Annotated in this window: 16 protein-coding genes; 8 read left to right on the top strand and 8 right to left on the bottom strand. The window is 71.5% G+C overall.

The window, feature by feature from the left end:
- The first annotated feature begins 151 nt into the window (after positions 1-151).
- From ABD932_RS13945 to ABD932_RS13930, 4 genes are all read left to right on the top strand, one after another.
- Positions 152-2017, top strand: coding sequence for an ABC transporter ATP-binding protein (locus ABD932_RS13945; RefSeq protein WP_345012334.1), 1866 nt, complete (start codon positions 152-154; stop codon positions 2015-2017).
- The gene (locus tag ABD932_RS13940; protein WP_345012332.1) at positions 2014-3801 is read left to right on the top strand and encodes an ABC transporter ATP-binding protein; all 1788 of its coding nucleotides are present in this window, start codon (positions 2014-2016) and stop codon (positions 3799-3801) included. Before ABD932_RS13945 ends, ABD932_RS13940 begins: the two co-directional genes overlap by 4 nt.
- A gap of 942 nt (positions 3802-4743) precedes the next feature.
- Positions 4744-5214 (top strand): DUF5709 domain-containing protein, encoded by a 471-nt coding sequence (locus ABD932_RS13935; protein ID WP_126389405.1) that lies wholly within the window; start codon positions 4744-4746, stop codon positions 5212-5214.
- A gap of 129 nt (positions 5215-5343) precedes the next feature.
- Entirely contained in the window at positions 5344-5604 is a 261-nt protein-coding gene (locus ABD932_RS13930) for a type B 50S ribosomal protein L31 (protein WP_345012329.1), read from the top strand.
- A gap of 197 nt (positions 5605-5801) precedes the next feature.
- Here the strand turns inward: ABD932_RS13930 and ABD932_RS13925 are convergent, their stop codons facing one another.
- Entirely contained in the window at positions 5802-6596 is a 795-nt protein-coding gene (locus ABD932_RS13925) for a metal-dependent hydrolase (RefSeq protein ID WP_250081098.1), read from the bottom strand.
- A gap of 145 nt (positions 6597-6741) precedes the next feature.
- Here ABD932_RS13925 and ABD932_RS13920 point away from each other — a divergent pair, with 145 nt between their 5' ends.
- The gene (locus ABD932_RS13920) at positions 6742-9255 is read left to right on the top strand and encodes a DEAD/DEAH box helicase (protein ID WP_345012325.1); all 2514 of its coding nucleotides are present in this window, start codon (positions 6742-6744) and stop codon (positions 9253-9255) included.
- Between the two features lie 19 nt (positions 9256-9274).
- Positions 9275-10144: an acyl-CoA thioesterase gene (locus tag ABD932_RS13915; RefSeq protein ID WP_126389413.1), complete on the top strand. Its 870-nt coding sequence runs from the start codon at positions 9275-9277 to the stop codon at positions 10142-10144.
- Here the strand turns inward: ABD932_RS13915 and ABD932_RS13910 are convergent.
- Together ABD932_RS13910 and ABD932_RS13905 are read right to left on the bottom strand one after the other, a co-directional pair.
- Positions 10131-11048, bottom strand: a complete 918-nt coding sequence (locus ABD932_RS13910) for a DUF6397 family protein (RefSeq protein ID WP_345012323.1) — start codon at positions 11046-11048, stop codon at positions 10131-10133. The two genes, ABD932_RS13915 and ABD932_RS13910, sit on opposite strands and share 14 nt — an antisense overlap.
- 127 nt (positions 11049-11175) lie before the next feature.
- Positions 11176-11589 carry a roadblock/LC7 domain-containing protein gene (locus ABD932_RS13905; RefSeq protein ID WP_345012321.1) on the bottom strand — a complete coding sequence of 138 codons (414 nt, stop codon included), beginning with the start codon at positions 11587-11589 and terminating at the stop codon, positions 11176-11178.
- Positions 11590-11687: 98 nt separating this feature from the next.
- On the opposite strand from ABD932_RS13905, the gene ABD932_RS13900 reads away from it, so the two are divergent.
- Positions 11688-12116, top strand: a complete 429-nt coding sequence (locus tag ABD932_RS13900) for a PPOX class F420-dependent oxidoreductase (protein ID WP_345012319.1) — start codon at positions 11688-11690, stop codon at positions 12114-12116.
- Between the two features lie 39 nt (positions 12117-12155).
- Here ABD932_RS13900 and ABD932_RS13895 read toward each other — a convergent pair whose 3' ends face one another.
- From ABD932_RS13895 to ABD932_RS13875, 5 genes are all read right to left on the bottom strand, one after another.
- Positions 12156-12770, bottom strand: a complete 615-nt coding sequence (locus ABD932_RS13895; protein WP_345012317.1) for a GTP-binding protein — start codon at positions 12768-12770, stop codon at positions 12156-12158.
- 135 nt (positions 12771-12905) lie between these two features.
- Positions 12906-13319 (bottom strand): DUF742 domain-containing protein, encoded by a 414-nt coding sequence (locus tag ABD932_RS13890; RefSeq protein ID WP_345012315.1) that lies wholly within the window; start codon positions 13317-13319, stop codon positions 12906-12908.
- Positions 13320-13341: 22 nt separating this feature from the next.
- Entirely contained in the window at positions 13342-13779 is a 438-nt protein-coding gene (locus ABD932_RS13885) for a roadblock/LC7 domain-containing protein (RefSeq protein ID WP_250081087.1), read from the bottom strand.
- The gene (locus ABD932_RS13880; protein WP_345012310.1) at positions 13776-16331 is read right to left on the bottom strand and encodes a sensor histidine kinase; all 2556 of its coding nucleotides are present in this window, start codon (positions 16329-16331) and stop codon (positions 13776-13778) included. The genes ABD932_RS13885 and ABD932_RS13880 overlap by 4 nt, the downstream gene beginning before the upstream one ends.
- 67 nt (positions 16332-16398) lie before the next feature.
- A complete protein-coding gene (locus ABD932_RS13875; protein ID WP_345012308.1) occupies positions 16399-17172 on the bottom strand; it encodes an MHYT domain-containing protein in 774 nt (257 codons plus the stop codon).
- 152 nt (positions 17173-17324) lie between these two features.
- Here ABD932_RS13875 and ABD932_RS13870 point away from each other — a divergent pair, with 152 nt between their 5' ends.
- Positions 17325-17924 carry a class I SAM-dependent methyltransferase gene (locus ABD932_RS13870; protein WP_345012306.1) on the top strand — a complete coding sequence of 200 codons (600 nt, stop codon included), beginning with the start codon at positions 17325-17327 and terminating at the stop codon, positions 17922-17924.
- Positions 17925-17928 lie beyond the last annotated feature (4 nt).

Genomic DNA, 17928 nt, shown 5'->3' with positions numbered 1-17928 from the left:
CATCGGAAAACCGTTTGCGTACGACCACGCTGCGACGCGAACCTGTCACGGTTTGCTGCCGCGGTGCGCGCCCCCACTCCACGCCTCGGCACCGACCGACCCATCACACCCATCCCTGATCCCCCCCACTGACACGAGCCACTGGGACGTCATGCAGATTCAAGACCTTCCGTATCCCGATCCAGGTGTGCCGGACGCGCGCTCGGGTCCCCGATTCCTGTGGTGGCTCTTCCGGAACCAGTTGGACGGACAGCTGAAGTCCCTGGCCTGGGGACTGCTGCACTTCCTGTCCGTCTCCGCCCTGCCGTTCTGCGTAGGCGTCGCCGTTCAGGCCGTCGTCGACCGCTCCGGCGCGCACCTCGCCCTCGCGGGCGGTCTGTTGGCACTGTGCTGCGCCGGGAACGCGGTCGGCGAGCTGTTCCTGCACCGCACCTCCATCACCAACTGGATCACGGCGGCCGCCCGCGTCCAGCAGGTGCTGGCCCGCAAGACCGCGCATCTGGGCTCGGCACTGACCCAGCGTGTGGCCGCCGGTGAGGTCGTGGCCGTCTCCACGGGTGACGTCGAGAAGATCGGCTGGTTCGTCGAGGCCTGGTCCCGGTTCACCGCGGCGGCGGTCACCATCGTGGTGGTCTGCGCCGGACTGGTCGTCTACCAGCCCGCGCTCGGTGTGGTCGTCGCCGTGGGCCTGCCCGTGCTGGCGATCGCCGTGCTGCCGCTGCTGCCTCGGGCGACCCGGCGGGCCGACTTCCAGCGCGAGAAGGCGGGCCGTGCCACCGAGCTGGCCTCGGACACCGTGGCCGGACTGCGCGTCCTGCGCGGCATCGGCGGCGAGGAGCTCTTCCTCGACCGCTACCGCCGCGCCTCCCAGGAGGTACGCCGCGCTGCCGTGCGCAGCGCCCGGATGTGGGCCGTGATCTCCGCGATCCAGGTGCTCCTGCCGGGGCTGCTGCTGATCACGGTGGTCTGGTACGGCGTCCACCTGGCCCGCGAAGGCCGCGTCACCGTCGGCGAACTCGTCGCCGTCTACAGCTCGATCATGATCCTCACCTATCCGCTCCGGCACTTCGAAGAGATCGCGATGGCCTACTCCTTCTCACGCCCGTCGGCCCGGCGGGCCGCGGGCGTGCTGTCCCTGGAGCGGGTCACCGACACCGACGGATCGCGCGACGGGTCCGAGGTGCCCTCCGGGGACCTGTACGACCCGGCCACCGGACTGCTCGCCCCTACGGGCCGGTTCACCGCCGTGGTGTGCGGCGACCCGGACGCGGCGGGCCGACTGGCCGAACGGCTGGGCGGACACGCCTCCGAGGAGGGCACACCGGTGCTCCTGGGCGGCGTCCCGCTCGACGAACTGCCGCTCGACAGCGCCCGTACGGCCGTCCTCGTGCAGGACAAGGACCCGGTGCTGCTCTCCGGCACACTGCGCGAACTGCTCGACGTGCCGAGGTCGGGCGACATCGGTGCCGAGGAGGCGCTGGCGGCAGCGCAGTGCGAGGACGTCCTGGCCGCCCTGCTCCAGGGGTCGCTCGACGCCCAGGACCCGATGGACGCGCGGATCACCGAGCGCGGCCGGTCCCTGTCCGGCGGCCAGCGCCAGCGCCTCGCGCTCGCCCGGTCGCTGATCACGGACCCGGACGTGCTGGTCCTGGACGAGCCGACCTCGGCCGTCGACTCGCACACGGAGGCGCGGATCGCGGAGGGCGTGCGGAACCTGCGATCGGGGCGCACGACGGTGGTGTTCACCTCGTCCCCGCTGCTCCTGGACCGCGCCGAACGGGTCGTTCTCGTCCACGAGGGCGAGGTCACCGCGGTCGGCGTGCACCGCGAGCTGGTCCATGCCGAACCGCGGTACCGGGCAGTGGTGACCCGGGAGACGGAAGAGGACACCGCCCCGAACAACGCATCGGGCAAGGGAGCCGCCCTCAACAGCGCGCTGGACAACAGTGCGCGGGACAAAGGGACTTCCCTCAAGGACGTACTGAAGGAACTGGAAGAGATCGAGGAGTCGGCATGATCGGCGTGGCGCCACCGGCGTACGACCCGGCGGCCCCGACGACGGCGAGCACCCTGCCGGTCGGCGCCCCCGCGACCGTACGCGCCTATGTGGTCGAGTTGTTCCGCAGGCACCGCCGTGCCTTCCTTCTCCTCGTCTGCGTCAACACGGTCGCCGTGGTGGCCTCGATGGCCGGGCCCTGGCTGCTGGGCGGGCTGGTGGAGCGGGTGTCGGACGGCGTCGCCGAGCGCGAACTCCATCTGGAGCTCACCGTCGGCCTGTTCGTGGCCGCACTCGTCGTCCAGGCCGTCTTCGTACAGCAGGTGCGGCTGCGCGGGGCGATGCTCGGCGAGCGGATGCTGGCCGATCTGCGCGAGGACTTCCTCGTACGGTCGGTCGGCCTGCCGCCCGGTGTCCTGGAGCGGGCCGGGACCGGTGACCTGCTGTCCCGGATCACGACGGACATCGACCGGCTCGCCAACGCCATGCGCGAGGCCGTGCCCCAGCTGGCGATCGGCGTGGTGTGGGTGGTCCTGCTGCTGGGCGGGCTCGTCATCACCGCGCCGCCGCTCGCGGCCGCCGTGCTGATCACCGTGCCCCTGCTGGTGATCGGCTGCCGCTGGTACTTCAAGCGGGCACCGGCCGCCTACCGCTCGGAGGCCGCGGGGTACGCCGCCGTGGCCGCCGCGCTCGCCGAGACCGTGGACGCCGGGCGCACCGTCGAGGCCCACCGCCTCGGCAAGCGCCGCGTCGAGCTGTCGGAACAGCGGATCAGCGAGTGGACGGCATGGGAGCGCTACACACTGTGGCTGCGCTCGGTGCTCTTCCCGTTCATCAACGTCACCCACGTGATGATCCTCGCCTCCGTCCTGATGATCGGCGGTGTGTTCGTCCTGCAGGGCTGGATCGGGGTCGGTCAGCTGACCACGGGTGCCCTCATCGCGCAGATGCTGGTGGACCCCGTCGGGCTCATCCTGCGCTGGTACGACGAGCTGCAGGTGGCCCAGGTGTCGCTGGCCCGGCTGGTCGGCGTCCGGGACATCGAGCCGGAGGCCGGGGAGGCCGAGCTCGCGCCCGAGGGCCGCGACGTGCACGCCGACCGGGTGCACTTCGGCTACCTGGAGGGCGTGGACGTGCTCCGCAAGGTCTCCCTGGAGGTCGCACCCGGCACCAGGCTGGCGCTGGTCGGCCCCTCGGGCGCCGGCAAGTCGACCCTGGGCAGGCTGCTCGCCGGCATCTACGCACCCCGGGACGGCCGGATCACCCTGGGCGGTGCCGAACTGTCCCGGATGACCGCCGAGCGGGTCCGCTCCCACGTGGCCCTCGTCAACCAGGAGCACCACGTCTTCGTGGGCGCCCTGCGGGACAACCTGCTGCTGGCCCGCACCGACGCGACCGACGCCGAGCTGTGGGCGGCGCTGGGCGCGGTCGACGCGGACATCTGGGCTCGTGCGCTCGACGACGGCCTGGACACCGAGGTCGGCTCGGGCGGGTTCTCGCTCTCACCGGCCCAGGCCCAGCAGATCGCCCTGGCCCGCCTGGTGCTGGCCGACCCGCACACGCTGGTCCTGGACGAGGCGACCTCGCTCCTCGACCCACGCGCGGCCCGCCACCTGGAGCGCTCCCTGGCCCGCGTCCTCGACGGCCGCACCGTGGTCGCCATCGCCCACCGCCTCCACACCGCCCACGACGCGGACGTCATCGCCGTCGTCGAGAACGGCCGCATCACCGAGCTGGGCAGCCATGACGACCTGGTCAGGGCCGACGGGGCGTACGCGGCGCTGTGGCGGTCCTGGCATGGGTGAGCGGGGGTTCGGGCGGGGGGCGGCCGACGGCAGTCGGAGGCCGGGGTTCCGGGGGCAGGCCCGGCCGGGGGTGCGAGCCGAGGGGGTCGGGCTCGGGCCCGCCCCGGGTTGGGTGCTGGGGTAGTAGGGCTTGGGCGCGCCGGGGTTGCGGGCCGCGGGTCGGGCTCGGGCCCGCCCGGGGTTGCGAGCTGAGGGGGTCGGGCTTGCGCCCGCCCGGGGTCGGATACCGGGGCAGCAGGGCTCGGGCCCGGCCGGGGTTGCGAACCGAGGGAGTCGGGCTTGGGCTCGCCCCGGGTGGGGACCGGGGTAGCAGGGGTCGGGCCCGCCCGGTTTGCCAACCGAGGGGGTCAGGATCGGGCCCGCCCAGGGTTGCGAACCGAGGGAGTCAGGCTTGGGCCCGCCCGAGGTCGGATACCGGGGCGGCAGGGCTCGGCCGGCGGCGGTTGCCAGCCGGGGTGGCCGGGGTCGCCGCCCGCCATGCCGAGGCAGGCGTGGCCGGGCTCGGCCGACCACCACGGGAAGGCAGGCGTGGCCCGGCTCGGCAGACCACCACGGGAAGGCAGGCGTGGCGGGACTCGGCCGACATCGGTTGCGAGCCGGGGTGACCGGGCCGAGCGTCACCGGGTGCGGTCGGCGGGCTGCAGGAGGCCCGTGCGGCCTGGCCCGGCCAGGTCTTGCCGGGGGTCCTGCCTGGCGTCCCCCTGGAGTCCGGCTCGGCCCCGCGCGGCGGCACGGATCCGGGCCTCGCCGATCCGGAGTCCTCGCCTCGGCCCCGTGCCGTTGCGCCGGGGCGAAAAGGGGTGGAAGGCTGGATAGCGGCACCGGTTCGGGGGCACCCGGAAACCACGCGATTCTCGCCGGGTGCGGCCTGTGCCCCGCGCCGCGGCGACCCGCCGCCGATCGCGGTGACTTCGGGCCCGTCCCCACCACCTGGAGGTACCCGTGAACAGCGCCGACGGATGGGGGGACGACGTCTACCAGCCCGACGCATCCGACCAACGTGAGGACACGGGGCTGCTCGACGCGGAGGACACCCTGATGAACGACGGCGTCGACGACCCCCTGGACCGGGGCTGGTCCCCTCCGGAGCGACCGTGGGCGGTGGAGCACAGCGGTGTCACGGCCGCCGAGCGCCGACAGGGCGAGACTCTCGACCAACGGCTCGCCGAGGAGCTGCCGGACCCCGTCCCGCCGGACGGCGACGGCCTGGGCGACGCCGACGGCACCGACGGGGAACTCCTCGACAACGAAGTCGGTGCCATGCGCTCCGGCCGCCTCGTGGCGCCCGACGAAGGGGCCCACGAGGACGAGGAGAGCGCGCTCGTCGCAACGGACGTGGGCATCGACGGCGCGGCGGCGTCCGCCGAGGAGGCCGCCATGCACATCGTCGACGAGGACGCCCTGTCCGGCTGACCGCCGCACGTCAGCCCGACGCACGGCAGAGCCTCGCAAGGCAAACCGCGCCGCCCCCTGTGCCCCAGTCCGCGTGTCTGCGGCCCCACACCGTCGGCCCTTGCCGATGCCTCCGGAGGAGGAGTTCGCATGCAGCAGGACAAGCACCCCGAATACCACCAGGTCGTCTTCCGCGACCGCGCCGCCGGCTACGCCTTCCTGACCCGGTCCACCGCGACCAGCGATCAGACCATCGATTGGGACGACGGCGAGACCTACCCGGTCGTGGACGTCGAGATCTCCTCGGAGAGCCACCCGTTCTACACCGGCAAGGCGAGGACCGTGGATTCGGAGGGCCGCGTCGCCGCCTTCGAGCGGCGCTACGGCGGCGGAGCCGGACAGGGCGGCTGATCCGGCCGGCGGTTCTCCGGCGAGCGGACCGGAGATCCAGGGCGTCCGACGGGCCGCTCCCAGGGCGCAGGAGGAACGGATCACCGACATGAGGACGTGCCAGGACGCGTCCACCACGCCGATCCCCAGCGGATCGCCCCGGCCGTGGCTCTGGCTCTGGCCCCGCCCCTGACCGGTGCTCCGAGGCCCCCGCCCCCTCAGATGACGTTGAGCGCCGCCGCGCAGCCCACCCCGCCGAGCACCATGAACACCGGCATCAGCACCTTGAGCTCGACCCAGCTGCCCGCCCGGAACCGCATGGCCTTGGGCGGGCCCACCGGATACCAGCGCTTGCGGCCGACCGGGATCGGCCACAGGATCGGGCAGCCGGACACCGTCAGCGCGTCCCCGATGTCGTGCACCAGCGCGCCCAGCACGATCGGCAGCCCCAGCCACAGGTACTCCTGGCCGGGTGCCGTGAAGAGCCAGTCCGAGCCGTTGCCCGGCTTGTCCAGGACCCCGGCGAGGATCCATGAGCTGGTCGCGGCCAGCAGCCAGACCAGGACATCGGCGCTGGAGCCGCGGGTCGCGCGCCACAGCAGGCCCTCGATGGCCAGCACCATGTGCGCGAACAGAATGGCCAGCACCGCCCAGCGGCCACCGGTGATCGCCAGCACGGAGGCTCCCCCACCGATCAGGACCGCCCACAGCCAGGTGTGCGTGAGCGTGCGGTGGCCTCCGGAGCGACGCGGGTCGCCCTGCTTCTTCGTCGCCTTGTAGACGGCGTACGACAGCTTGTCGACGATCTCGCACAGCCAGCGCGACAGCGGCCCGAAGGCTCGCGAGATGGTGGCCGCCTTGTGATCGAGGTCCGGGGCCAGCGCGGCCCCGGCGCAGATCAGCGCGCCGGCGAGGAGGACCGGCCAGGGCATCCCGTGCCCGGCCGCGGCGGCCGCCGCTCCGACGCCGAGCCAGGCGGCGGCGCCCGACAGTGAGTGTGCTGGTCCCATCATGGCCGTTGCCCGCCCCATTCCTCGTGTGCCGCTGTCCAGTTGACCGGGTGCGCTGACGTGTCGTCGGCGACACAGCGTAGCGTTCGCGATCTTCGCCCCCGCATCCGATTCCCCTGTGGGGCAGGAGGGCAGGCAAGATGGGTGGGTGACCCTCATCGATCAGCTGCCGCCGACCGCCGACCCCGACGCCCTCTACGAAGCCTTCGAGTCGTGGGCCGAGGAGCGCGGTCTCACTCTCTACCCCCACCAGGAGGAGGCGCTGATCGAGGTGGTCTCCGGCGCGAACGTGATCGTGTCGACGCCCACCGGCTCCGGCAAGAGCATGATCGCCGCGGGGGCCCACTTCGCCGCGCTGGCCCGCGATGAGGTCACTTTCTACACCGCTCCGATCAAGGCGCTCGTCTCGGAGAAGTTCTTCGAGCTGTGCAAGCTCTTCGGCACCGAGAACGTCGGCATGCTGACCGGTGACGCGTCCGTCAACGCCGACGCCCCGGTCATCTGCTGCACCGCCGAGGTGCTCGCGTCGATCGCGCTGCGCGACGGCAAGCAGGCCGATGTCGGCCAGGTCGTCATGGACGAGTTCCACTTCTACGCGGAGGGGGACCGTGGCTGGGCCTGGCAGATTCCGATCCTGGAGCTGCCGCAGGCGCAGTTCATCCTGATGTCGGCGACGCTCGGCGACGTCTCGATGTTCGAGCAGGACCTGACCCGGCGTACGGGCCGGCCGACGGCGGTGGTCCGCTCCGCCACCCGCCCGGTGCCGCTGTCCTACGAGTACAAGCTCACCCCGCTCACCGAGACCCTGACCGAACTGCTGGAGACCAAGCAGGCACCGGTGTACATCGTGCACTTCACGCAGGCGCAGGCAGTGGAGCGGGCGCAGGCGCTGATGAGCATCAACATGTGCACGCGCGAGGAGAAGGACCAGATCGCCGAGCTGATCGGCAACTTCCGCTTCACCACCAAGTTCGGCCGCAACCTCTCCCGTTACGTGCGGCACGGCATCGGCGTCCATCACGCCGGCATGCTGCCGAAGTACCGGCGTCTGGTGGAGAAGCTCGCGCAGGCCGGTCTGCTGAAGGTCATCTGCGGTACGGACACGCTCGGCGTCGGCGTCAACGTCCCCATCCGCACGGTGCTGTTCACGGCCCTGACCAAGTACGACGGCAGCCGTGTCCGTACCCTGCGCAACCGGGAGTTCCATCAGATCGCCGGCCGCGCCGGGCGCGCGGGCTTCGACACGGCGGGCTTCGTCGTCGCCCAGGGGCCCGAGCACGTCATCGAGAACGAGAAGGCGCTCGCCAAGGCCGGCGACGACCCGAAGAAGCGCCGCAAGGTCGTCCGCAAGAAGGCACCGGAGGGCTTCGTCGGCTGGACGGAGAACACCTTCGAGAAGCTCATCGCCTCCGAACCGGAGCCCCTGACCTCCCGCTTCCGGGTCACCCACACGATGCTGCTGTCGGTGATCGCCCGTCCCGGCAACGCGTTCGAGGCGATGCGGCACCTCCTGGAGGACAACCACGAGCCGCGCAAGCAGCAGCTGCGGCACATCCGGCGCGCGATCGCCATCTACCGCTCGCTGCTGGACGGCGGCATCGTCGAGAAGCTCGACGAACCGGACGCCACCGGCCGCATCGCCCGTCTCACCGTCGACCTCCAGCAGGACTTCGCGCTGAACCAGCCGCTGTCCACCTTCGCCCTGGCCGCTTTCGAGCTGCTGGAGCCGGAATCGCCGTCCTACGCCCTGGACATGGTGTCCGTCGTCGAGTCCACCCTCGACGACCCTCGGCAGATCCTCGTCGCCCAGCAGAACAAGGCCAAGGGCGAGGCCGTGGCCGCGATGAAGGCGGACGGCGTCGAGTACGAGGAGCGCATGGAGCGCCTCCAGGACATCACCTACCCGAAGCCCCTGGAGGAGCTGCTCTTCCACGCGTACAACACGTACCGCAAGAGCCACCCGTGGGTCGGCGACCATCCGCTGTCGCCGAAGTCCGTCATCCGGGACATGTACGAACGGGCGATGTCCTTCACGGAGTTGGTGTCCTACTACGAGCTGGCCCGCACCGAGGGCATCGTGCTGCGCTACCTCGCCAGCGCCTACAAGACCCTCGACCACAACATCCCGGACGACCTCAAGTCCGAGGACCTGCAGGACCTGATCGAGTGGCTCGGCGAGATGGTCCGCCAGGTCGACTCCAGCCTGCTCGACGAGTGGGAGCAGCTCGCCAACCCGGAGGAGATGACCGCCGAGGAGGCCCAGGAGAAGGCCGACGAGGTCAAGCCGGTCACCACGAACGCGCGTGCCTTCCGCGTCCTCGTCCGCAACGCCATGTTCCGCCGCGTCGAGCTCGCCGCTCTCGACCAGGTCGAGGAGCTGGGCGAGATGGACGCCGAGGCCGGCTGGGACGCCGACGCCTGGGGCGAGGCGATGGACAAGTACTGGGACGAGTACGAGGATCTCGGCACCGGCCCCAACGCCCGTGGCCCCAAGCTCCTGGTGATCGAGGAGGAACCGGCGAACCGCCTGTGGCGGGTCCGTCAGATCTTCGACGACCCGAACGGCGACCACGACTGGGGCATCAGCGCGGAGATCGACCTCACCGCCTCCGACGCGGAGGGCCGCGCGGTGGTCCGCGTCACCGACGTAGGCCAGCTGTGAGCACAGGAGAATCCCACCCATGACGACGAACCCGGCCGAAAGGCTCGTCGACCTGCTCGACCTGGAGCAGATCGAGGTCAACATCTTCCGTGGCCGCAGCCCGCAGGAGTCCCTGCAGCGGGTCTTCGGCGGCCAGGTGGCCGGCCAGGCGCTGGTCGCCGCCGCGCGCACCACGGACGGCGACCGCCCCGTGCACTCGCTGCACGCGTACTTCCTGCGCCCGGGCAGGCCTGGCGTGCCGATCGTGTACCAGGTCGAACGGGTGCGGGACGGCAGGTCGTTCACGACCCGCCGGGTCACCGCCGTGCAACAGGGCCGCACGATCTTCAATCTCACCGCCTCCTTTCACAAGCCTGAGCAAGGGAGCTTCGAGCACCAGCTGCCGCCGGCCCGCAAGGTCCCGGACCCGGAGTCGCTGCCGTCGGTCACCGACGAGATCCGGGAGCACCTGGGTACGCTGCCCGAGCAGTTGGAGCGAATGGCGCGCCGTCAGCCCTTCGACATCCGGTATGTGGACCGGCTGCGCTGGAGTGCCGACGACGTCAAGGACGCCGAGCCGCGCAGCGCCGTGTGGATGCGCGCGGTCGGGCCGCTGGGTGACGACCCGGTCGTGCACACCTGCGCGCTGACGTACGCCAGTGACATGACCCTCCTGGACGCGGTCCGCATCCCGGTCGAGCCGCTGTGGGGCCCGCGGAGCTTCGACATCGCGTCGCTGGACCACGCCATGTGGTTCCACCGGCCGTTCCGTGCGGACGAGTGGTTCCTGTACGACCAGGAGTCGCCGATCGCCACCGGTGGACGGGGCCTCGCCCGTGGGCGGATCTACGACCTGGAGGGACGCCTGCTGGTGTCCGTCGTCCAGGAGGGTCTGTTCAGGGCGCTGTAGCCCGCGGAGTTCTGCGCCGGAGCCAGTTCAGCAGGCCGCGGGGCGGCTCCGGTTCTCCGGGAGCGGGCGAGGGCGAATCGGCGACCACCGGATGCACCGGCGCCGGGGCCCGACTCGCCGTGGGACGCGGCGCGGGCCGCCGCTCGCGTGCTTCCTCGAGGACTGCCGTCAGCTCCGCCCGCAGCAGGCTGATCTCGTCCGGGTCGTCCGCCGTCATGATCCTCTCGGCGATGTGCGCGGCCGGTGAACCCGGTGCCCCGGATGTCGGCGGCCCTGGTCGGAAGCGGTTCAGGTGGGAGCGCTCATAGGGGTCGGGGACGATTTCCGCGATCTGGACAGGATCGAGGAAGGCGGCCAGCGCACCCGCCCTCTCCCAGGGGTCGTCGGCCTGCCGCAGCAGGAAGCCCCGGTGACGTCCGCGCCAGTTGCGTGGACGTAGATCCACGCCCGCGTCCAGCATGCCGCGCAGCCCCTCGGGCGTACGGCGGGCATTCAGCAGCGGGGCGCTCTTCTCGTCGGCGGCGAACTGCTTCAACTCCTCGGCCAGATACAGCCAGACCACGGCTCGATAGCGGTTCAGATACCAGTTCACCGGCACGATCAGACCCAGGCGGGCCAGACGGGTGAACCTGCCGACGGGTACGTCCATGAGGTCCGCGCCCTCAATCGTCCCTACGGCCTTCACGCGCTCCAGCAACGAGTCGGGGAACCCGGCCCCCGAGCACAGCCGGTCGATCTCGGACCGTGGGACGCGCAGGCCCCCTCCTCCTTCGTCGGGCACGGTCCGGATGAGTCCGAGGTGGACCGCGAGCTCCAACTCCCTTCGCTTCAATCCCAGTTCCCGGGCCGCGCGACTCGGCGTACAGGACGGCTGGTGCGGCTTCGTGATGGTGTCGCCAGGCATGGTCGGTCTCCCCCGTGGAGTCAGTGGCTCACGCTGGGCGCGCTCGCCGTGACAAAAACCGTAGCCAATCCGCCAGATCTCGTGGCGAGCCTGTGGATAACTCCGCGGGGGACGATGTTTCAGCAGGTCAGAGGTCTGTGAGCGGCGTCCGTTCGGGCTGTCGGGCGTCCACGTCGAGGTGCTCGCCGACTCGGTTGACGAGCAGCGTCATCTCGTAGGCGATCTGGCCGATGTCGGCCTCCGAACCGCTGAGCACGCACAGACAGCTGCCGGTACCGGCCGCGGTGACGAACAGCACGGCGTCGTCGAACTCGACCATCGTCTGGCGCACTCTGCCCGCGCCGAAGTGCCGTCCCGAGCCCTTGGCCAGGCTGTGCAGTCCGGACGAGACGGCGGCGAGGTGCTCTGCGTCCTCGCGTCGCAGCCCCGTGCTCGCACCGGTCACCAGGCCGTCGTTGGACAGCACCAACGCGTGTCGCACATGATCGACGCGCTCTGTCAGGTCGTCCAGGAGCCAGCCTAGTCCCTGGTTCTGCGCCATGATCCGGTCTCCCCGTGTAGATGTCTCCCCCTGCACCGGAGGAATCTCGTTTGTCACCCTTCCCGACAATCCCGCCCACGGGCAAGGAGGATGGGGGCATGGCGCAGAAGATGACCGATGAGGAATGGCGCGCGTTCGTCTCGCACGGCACGCGCACCGGCAAGCTGTCGACCGTACGAGCCGACGGGAGCCCGCATGTGACCCCGATCTGGTTCGTGCTCGACGGGGACGACGTGGTGTTCAACACCGGCAAGTCGAGTGTGAAGGGGCGCAATCTGGCCCGTGACGGCCGGGTGGCTCTGTGCGTGGACGACGACCGGCCGCCGTACGACTTCGTGGTGCTGCGTGGCCGTGCCCGGATCTCGGAGGATCTCGATGAGGTGAGGCACTGGGCCGGGCGTATCGGGGCACGGTACATGGGTGAGGAGCGCGCGGAGGAGTTCGGGGACCGCAACGGCGTCCCGGGGGAACTCCTCGTCCGCGTCACCATCGAGAAGGTGTTGGCGGAGAAGGGCGTCGCGCAGTGAGCGTGGTCCGCTCTCCGGGCGACGGCGGCTGAGAACCGGTCACCCCACGGAGTCGAGCAGCCGGGCGGTGTGCATCCGCCCCGCGTACTCGACGAGCCGGATCAGCACTTCCTTCCCCGAGTCGCGGTCCCGGGCGTCGCAGAGGACCACGGGCGTTCCCTGGTCCAGGTCGAGGGCGCGTGAGACGTCGTGGGCGCCGTATGTGCGGGCGCCCGCGAAGCAGTTGACGGCCACGACGAACGGGATGTGCCGGTGCTCGAAGTAGTCCACCGCAGGGAAGCAGTCCTCCAGGCGCCGGGTGTCCGCGAGGACCACCGCGCCCAGGGCTCCTTGCGACAGTTCGTCCCACAGGAACCAGAAGCGGTCCTGACCCGGGGTGCCGAAGAGGTACAGGGACAGGCCGGACCGGATGGTGATGCGCCCGAAGTCCATGGCGACCGTCGTGGTGACCTTCTGGTCCACACCGTCGGTGTCGTCCACCAACTGCCCGGCTTCGCTGAGCAGTTCCTCGGTGCGCAGCGGGCGGATCTCACTGACCGCGCCCACCAGGGTGGTCTTGCCCACGCCGAATCCACCGGCGACAAGGATCTTCAACGCCAGGGCGGCCGTCTCGCCGTCGGAGGCGTCGGACGCGTCGGAGTGCTCGGAGACCATCGATCACTTCTCTCTGGAGTGCCGGCATCGGTCGACGTCACGGTGCGAAGTCAGCATCATGACAACCGCGGCTGGCTTTCGTGGGGTTGTACCGCTTTTTGCCCGAGGCGACCGTTTCTTTCCTTGAAGTGTCATCTAGAGCGCCCGCAATCCTTCGATGACCTCGCGCAGAATCCGTTCGTCCGGAAGCTGCGCGGGCGGTACCGGACGGCTGACGGTGACACAGCCCAGGTCCAGGAGGTCGCCGAGGAGCACCCTGACGACCCCCACCGGCAGATCGGCGCCCGCGGCGAGTTCCGCGACCGACTGCGTCTCCGTACGGCACAGCTCGATGAGGGCCCGGTGTTCCGGCCCGAGCGCGGTGTCGTCGTCGGTTCGGGGCGCGGCGGCGTCCAGCGTGACGAGGGCGATCAGGTCGAAACGCACCCCGGTGGGGCCGGGTCTGGTGCGTCCGCCGGTCATGGCGTACGGGCGCACCAGAGGACCGGCCTCGCTGTCGTACCACTGGCTGCCCTGCTCGCGCGGGGCGCCCGTCGTGTCCTGCGTCATGTGCGCGGACCGCCCTTCCGTCTCATCCCGCGGCGGGCGGGCGCGCTGCGGCGCGCGTCGGTGTGTGGAGGTGCTCACCGACGCGTTTGACCAGCCGTGCCATCTCGTACGCCACCAGCCCGATGTCGGCGGTCACGGCGGTGAGGACGGCGAGACAGGAGCCGTCGCCCGCGGCCGCCACGAACAGGAAGGCGTCGTCCATCTCCACCATGGTCTGGCGCACTCCGCCGGCGCCGAAGTGCCGGCCCGCGCCCTTGGCCAGGCTGTGGAAGCCGGAGGCGACCGCGGCGAGGTGCTCGGCGTCCTCGCGGCGAAGGCCGGTCGACGCGCCCACGGCGAGTCCGTCGTTGGACAGCACCACGGCGTGCCGCACCTCGCCCACCCGCAGTACCAGGTCGTCCAGCAGCCAGTCGAGTTCGCCGGACCGCTGAGCGGCCCTCATGCCCGGATCCTGGATCATGCGAGGTCTCCTTCGCTGCTGTCGCTGCGCGCTGTGGAATCGGGAGTGGCACCACGGCCGGGCTGCCTGCCGCCGCCGCGCGCCCAGCCGTCGCGGTACGCCGCCATGCGGTCCCTGACGATTTCTGGGGTACGCCCCTCGTCGTCGCGGGAGGCGGCAGTCCCCGGTGGTTCCTCCGGGCGCCCTTCGCGCAGTTGGGGGGCGAGGCTCGCCTGCCGTACGCGGCGTGGGAGGTCGTCGGAGGCTTCGGAGTCGTCCTGGGCGCGGTGCAGTCGCAAGGTGGTGACTCCGGGAGGTGGGGTGTCGATCGTGGTCCTGGCCGCGGGCGGGGCGGGAGCCACCAGCGCCGGCCGGTCGGCGGGAGCGGGGACGGACTCCTGGTGCCGGTCGGCGACCATGCGGACGGATTCCCGGTGCCGGTCGGCAGCGGGCACGCGCGCGTACTCGCGTTCGGCGGGCCGCTCGGACTCCGTCTCCTTGCCGGGGGAACGTTCCGCCGTGGCGTTGTGCAGCAGGGCGGTGGGCAGCAGGACGACCGCGGTGGTGCCGCCGTAGGGAGAGGTGCGCAGGTGCACCTTGATGCCGTGCCGGGACGCGAGCCTGCTCACCACGAAGAGTCCGAGCCGGTCGCTGTCGAACAGGTCGAGCGCCTCGGACTGCTCGATGCGCCGGTTGGCCTCGGCGAGAGTCTCCTTCCCCATGCCCAGGCCGCGGTCCTCGACCTCGACGGCGTAGCCGTTGCCGACGGGCTCGCCGGTGATGCGCACGCGCGTGTGGGGAGGCGAGAACTGGGCCGCGTTCTCGACGAGTTCGGCCACGAGGTGGGTGAGGTCGGCGACGGCCGCGCCGATGACGGACGCCTCGGGGAGCTGCCGTACCTCCACGCGCGCGTAGTCCTCCACTTCGGAGACGGCCGCCCGGACGACGTTGGTCAGCGAGACCGGCATGCGCCAGGCCCGGCCGGGCGCCGCCCCCGAGAGGATGATCAGGCTCTCCGCATGGCGTCGCATGCGGGTGGTGAGGTGGTCGAGCCGGAAGAGGTCGCTCAGTTCGTTCGGGTCGTCGGAGCGCCGCTCCATGCTGTCCAGCAGGCTCAGTTGGCGGTGCACGAGGACCTGGCTGCGGCGGGCGAGGTTGACGAAGACCCCAGAGATGCCGCTGGCGAGCTCGGCACGCTCCACGGCGGCCCGGAGCGCGGCGCGGTGGACGGTGCCCAGGGCCTCGCCGACCTGACCGGTCTCGTCCTCGGCGGGCGGGCCGGGCGGCGCCTCGGCCCGGATGTCGATCTCCTCGCCGGCTCGCAGTTTCCGCATGGCTTCGGGGAGTTTGCGCCGGGCGATCTCCAGGGCGCTGTTGCGGAGGCTGACCAGTTCGACGACGAGGCCGCGTCCGATGCGTACGGAGATCACGAGAGAGGCGGCGACGGCGGCGAGGCCGAGCAGTACGGCGGCGCCGGCCGGGGTGAGCATCCCGCGGGTGAAGGGGTCGGCGCGGTCCGCGACCTCGCGCCCCGCGTCCTGCTCGATCGTCCGCATTCCGCCCTGCACGCGTGCGTGCGCCTTGCTCCAGGTGGATTCCGGCACCGCGTCGATCGCCCGTGCGCCCGGTGCGGTGGCGAGGACCTTGTCCTCCGCGGCGGCCACGGCGGCGTAGGCGCTGCCGTCGGCGAGGCTCTGCCAGGCGGCGCGTTCGGGGCCCCGCAGGTCGGCGACGGCTGACTCGGTGAGGGTCCGGCGGGTGTCCACGGCGCCGGTGAACAGCCGCAGCCGCTCTCCGTCGAGGCGCCCGGCGAGGCGCGCGCTGTCCAGCACGACGTCCTCCTGGGCCAACGCCTCGCCCGCGCGGGCGAATTCGAGCAGCACGCGCGCGTCGGAGCCGAGCTCGGCGTCCTGGATGCCGCTGAGCGCACCGCCGACCGAGAACGCGCTCGCGATGGTGTTCGTGTACCGCCCGTACGCCTCGTCCCAGCCCGAGCGGCCGTCGAGGACTGCGCTGCGTACCGTGCTCAGCTGCTCCGCGCCGGTGACGAAGACTTCGAGTCGCCGGGCGACCCCGGCGGGGAGTTCCTCGGCGTCGGCGACGGTGCTGCGGTCGTCGAGCCGCAGCCGTGCCACCGCCCGGTCCGTGTCCTGTGCGAGCTTCTTGTAGTCGCCGCCCTGTGCGGCGGAGGGATCGCCCGCATGGCGGACCGCGGCCGCGCGTTCGGCCTGGAGGGCGGTGACGGCGGCCGCGACGGGCGCCCTGATCTCGGAGTCGACGCGCTGCAACTGGCGCAGTCTGGAGACGTCCTGGGCAGTGGTGACGGTGGCGTTGGCCCACAGGGCCAGCAGTGAGACGACCGGCACCATGAGCAGGCAGACGATCTTGGCGCGGACGGTGCGCGGCCGTATGCCCCAGCGCTCCGCTTGCGGAGGCGGGGCGGCCGGCGCCACGCCAGTGTGCTCGTCGAGGCCTTCGTCGGCCGGCGGTCCGGCATGGGCGCGGCGGCCGCGCACAGGGGGCCGGGACGGTGTCTGGCCGTCGGCCGCGGTGGTCCTACGGGGTGTACGCATGGCCTCCTCGCTCGGAAAGTGGTTCGGGGCGCGCCTTTCCCGGCCGTCGGCGACCGGGGCCCACCGGCTAGCCGACGGCGCCCTCCACGGGCCGCTGGGCAGACGCCGACGCCTCGCGTTCCCCGGTCGTGGGCGACAGTGCGACGAAGGCCGAGGTCAGGAAGAGGTAGGACCCGAGGCCTACGGCGAGGGGGAAGATGAACTGCATCGCCGTGGCCCCGGGCAGGACTGCGCCGGAGGGCGTGACGTCGACACCGACGGCGAACATCCCGGTGTAGTGCATGCTGCTGACCGCGGCGCCCATGATCAGGGAGGCGAGGGTGACGGCGACCGGTGATTTGATGTTGAGCGCCGCCCAAAGGGCCGCCGTCGCAGCGACGACCGCGATCAGGACGGAGAGTCCGACGAGGACGGGGTCGTAGGTGACGTCGCCGTGGAGCCGTACGGCGGCCATGCCCAGGTAGTGCATGCTCGCGACGCCGAGCCCGGTGGTGAGCCCGCCGAGGAAGAGCGCCCGGGTCCGGTCGCGGCTGTAGCCGACGGCGAAGACGCCGGCGCAGACGACGGCCATGGCGACGAGGAGGCTCACGATGGTGAGCGGCACGTCGTAGCGGATGTCTGTGCCGCTGACGCTGAAGCCCAGCATGGCCACGAAGTGCATGGTCCAGATGCCGGTTCCGATCGCCGAGGCCGCGGTGATCAGCCAGTTGCGGCGCGACCGGCCGGTGGCGCCGAGCGCGCGGACGGTGCAGCGCAGTCCCAGCGCGGCGCCGATGCACGCCATCACATACGACAGCACGGGGGTCAGCCAGCCCAGGGCTGCGTGGTCCAGGTGTCCCATGGCCCCGGGACGCTAGCCGGGGCATGGGCGCACGAAGGGGGCGCATTTCGAAAGCTGTTGGAATATGACACACCGGTGCACCAGAACGATCGCGTCACGCTCGAACGTGTGCACAGCGGCGTCATCCGTGCCGGTGGGGAATCATGCGGAGCATGAGCGACGACCACACGCATGTGCAGGAGTTCTTCTCGGCCCGCGCCGCAGCCTGGGACAGCAAGTTCCCCGACGACGGGCCCGCCTACGCGGCCGCTGTCGCCGAGCTCGGACTGCGCGAGGGCGATCGCGTGCTGGACGCGGGCTGCGGCACGGGACGGGCCCTGCCGCCGCTGCGTGCCGCCGTGGGGCCCTCGGGAGTGGTGGTGGGGGCCGATCTGACCCCGGCGATGCTGGAGGCCGCCGTACGGGCCGGACGGGACCGGGACGGGCGGCTGCTGCTCGCCGACGTGGCCGCGCTGCCGTTGCGGTCGGAGTCGCTCGACGCCGTGTTCGCGGCCGGCCTCGTCGCGCACCTGCCCGATCCGGCCGCGAACCTGCGGGAGTTGGCCCGTACCGTGCGTCCGGGCGGCGTGCTCGCCCTGTTCCACCCGATCGGCAGGGCGGCCCTCGCGGCACGCCAGGGCCGGCAGATCACGCCGGACGACCTGCGGGCCGAGCCGAATCTCCGGCCGCTGCTGGCCGGTTCCGGTTGGCGCATGACGTCTTACGTCGACGAGGACGACCGGTTCCTGGCGCTGGCCGTGCGGGAGTCCTGAGGTC

Source organism: Streptomyces shaanxiensis, from assembly GCF_039537145.1.
Classification (GTDB): domain Bacteria; phylum Actinomycetota; class Actinomycetes; order Streptomycetales; family Streptomycetaceae; genus Streptomyces; species Streptomyces shaanxiensis.
Note: the sequence above shows the minus strand (reverse complement) of the source record. Positions and strands in the feature narration are given on the sequence as shown.

Excerpts from the sequence above, each read along its gene's own strand:
- ABD932_RS13945 (WP_345012334.1), top strand. The coding sequence starts at position 152 with ATGCAGATTCAAGACCTTCCGTATCCCGATCCAGGTGTGCCGGACGCG.
- ABD932_RS13940 (WP_345012332.1), top strand. The coding sequence starts at position 2,014 with ATGATCGGCGTGGCGCCACCGGCGTACGACCCGGCGGCCCCGACGACG.
- ABD932_RS13930 (WP_345012329.1), top strand. The coding sequence starts at position 5,344 with ATGCAGCAGGACAAGCACCCCGAATACCACCAGGTCGTCTTCCGCGAC.
- ABD932_RS13925 (WP_250081098.1), bottom strand. The coding sequence starts at position 6,596 with ATGATGGGACCAGCACACTCACTGTCGGGCGCCGCCGCCTGGCTCGGC.
- ABD932_RS13915 (WP_126389413.1), top strand. The coding sequence starts at position 9,275 with ATGACGACGAACCCGGCCGAAAGGCTCGTCGACCTGCTCGACCTGGAG.
- ABD932_RS13910 (WP_345012323.1), bottom strand. The coding sequence starts at position 11,048 with ATGCCTGGCGACACCATCACGAAGCCGCACCAGCCGTCCTGTACGCCG.
- ABD932_RS13905 (WP_345012321.1), bottom strand. The coding sequence starts at position 11,589 with ATGGCGCAGAACCAGGGACTAGGCTGGCTCCTGGACGACCTGACAGAG.
- ABD932_RS13900 (WP_345012319.1), top strand. The coding sequence starts at position 11,688 with ATGGCGCAGAAGATGACCGATGAGGAATGGCGCGCGTTCGTCTCGCAC.
- ABD932_RS13895 (WP_345012317.1), bottom strand. The coding sequence starts at position 12,770 with ATGGTCTCCGAGCACTCCGACGCGTCCGACGCCTCCGACGGCGAGACG.
- ABD932_RS13890 (WP_345012315.1), bottom strand. The coding sequence starts at position 13,319 with ATGACGCAGGACACGACGGGCGCCCCGCGCGAGCAGGGCAGCCAGTGG.
- ABD932_RS13885 (WP_250081087.1), bottom strand. The coding sequence starts at position 13,779 with ATGATCCAGGATCCGGGCATGAGGGCCGCTCAGCGGTCCGGCGAACTC.
- ABD932_RS13880 (WP_345012310.1), bottom strand. The coding sequence starts at position 16,331 with ATGCGTACACCCCGTAGGACCACCGCGGCCGACGGCCAGACACCGTCC.
- ABD932_RS13875 (WP_345012308.1), bottom strand. The coding sequence starts at position 17,172 with ATGGGACACCTGGACCACGCAGCCCTGGGCTGGCTGACCCCCGTGCTG.
- ABD932_RS13870 (WP_345012306.1), top strand. The coding sequence starts at position 17,325 with ATGAGCGACGACCACACGCATGTGCAGGAGTTCTTCTCGGCCCGCGCC.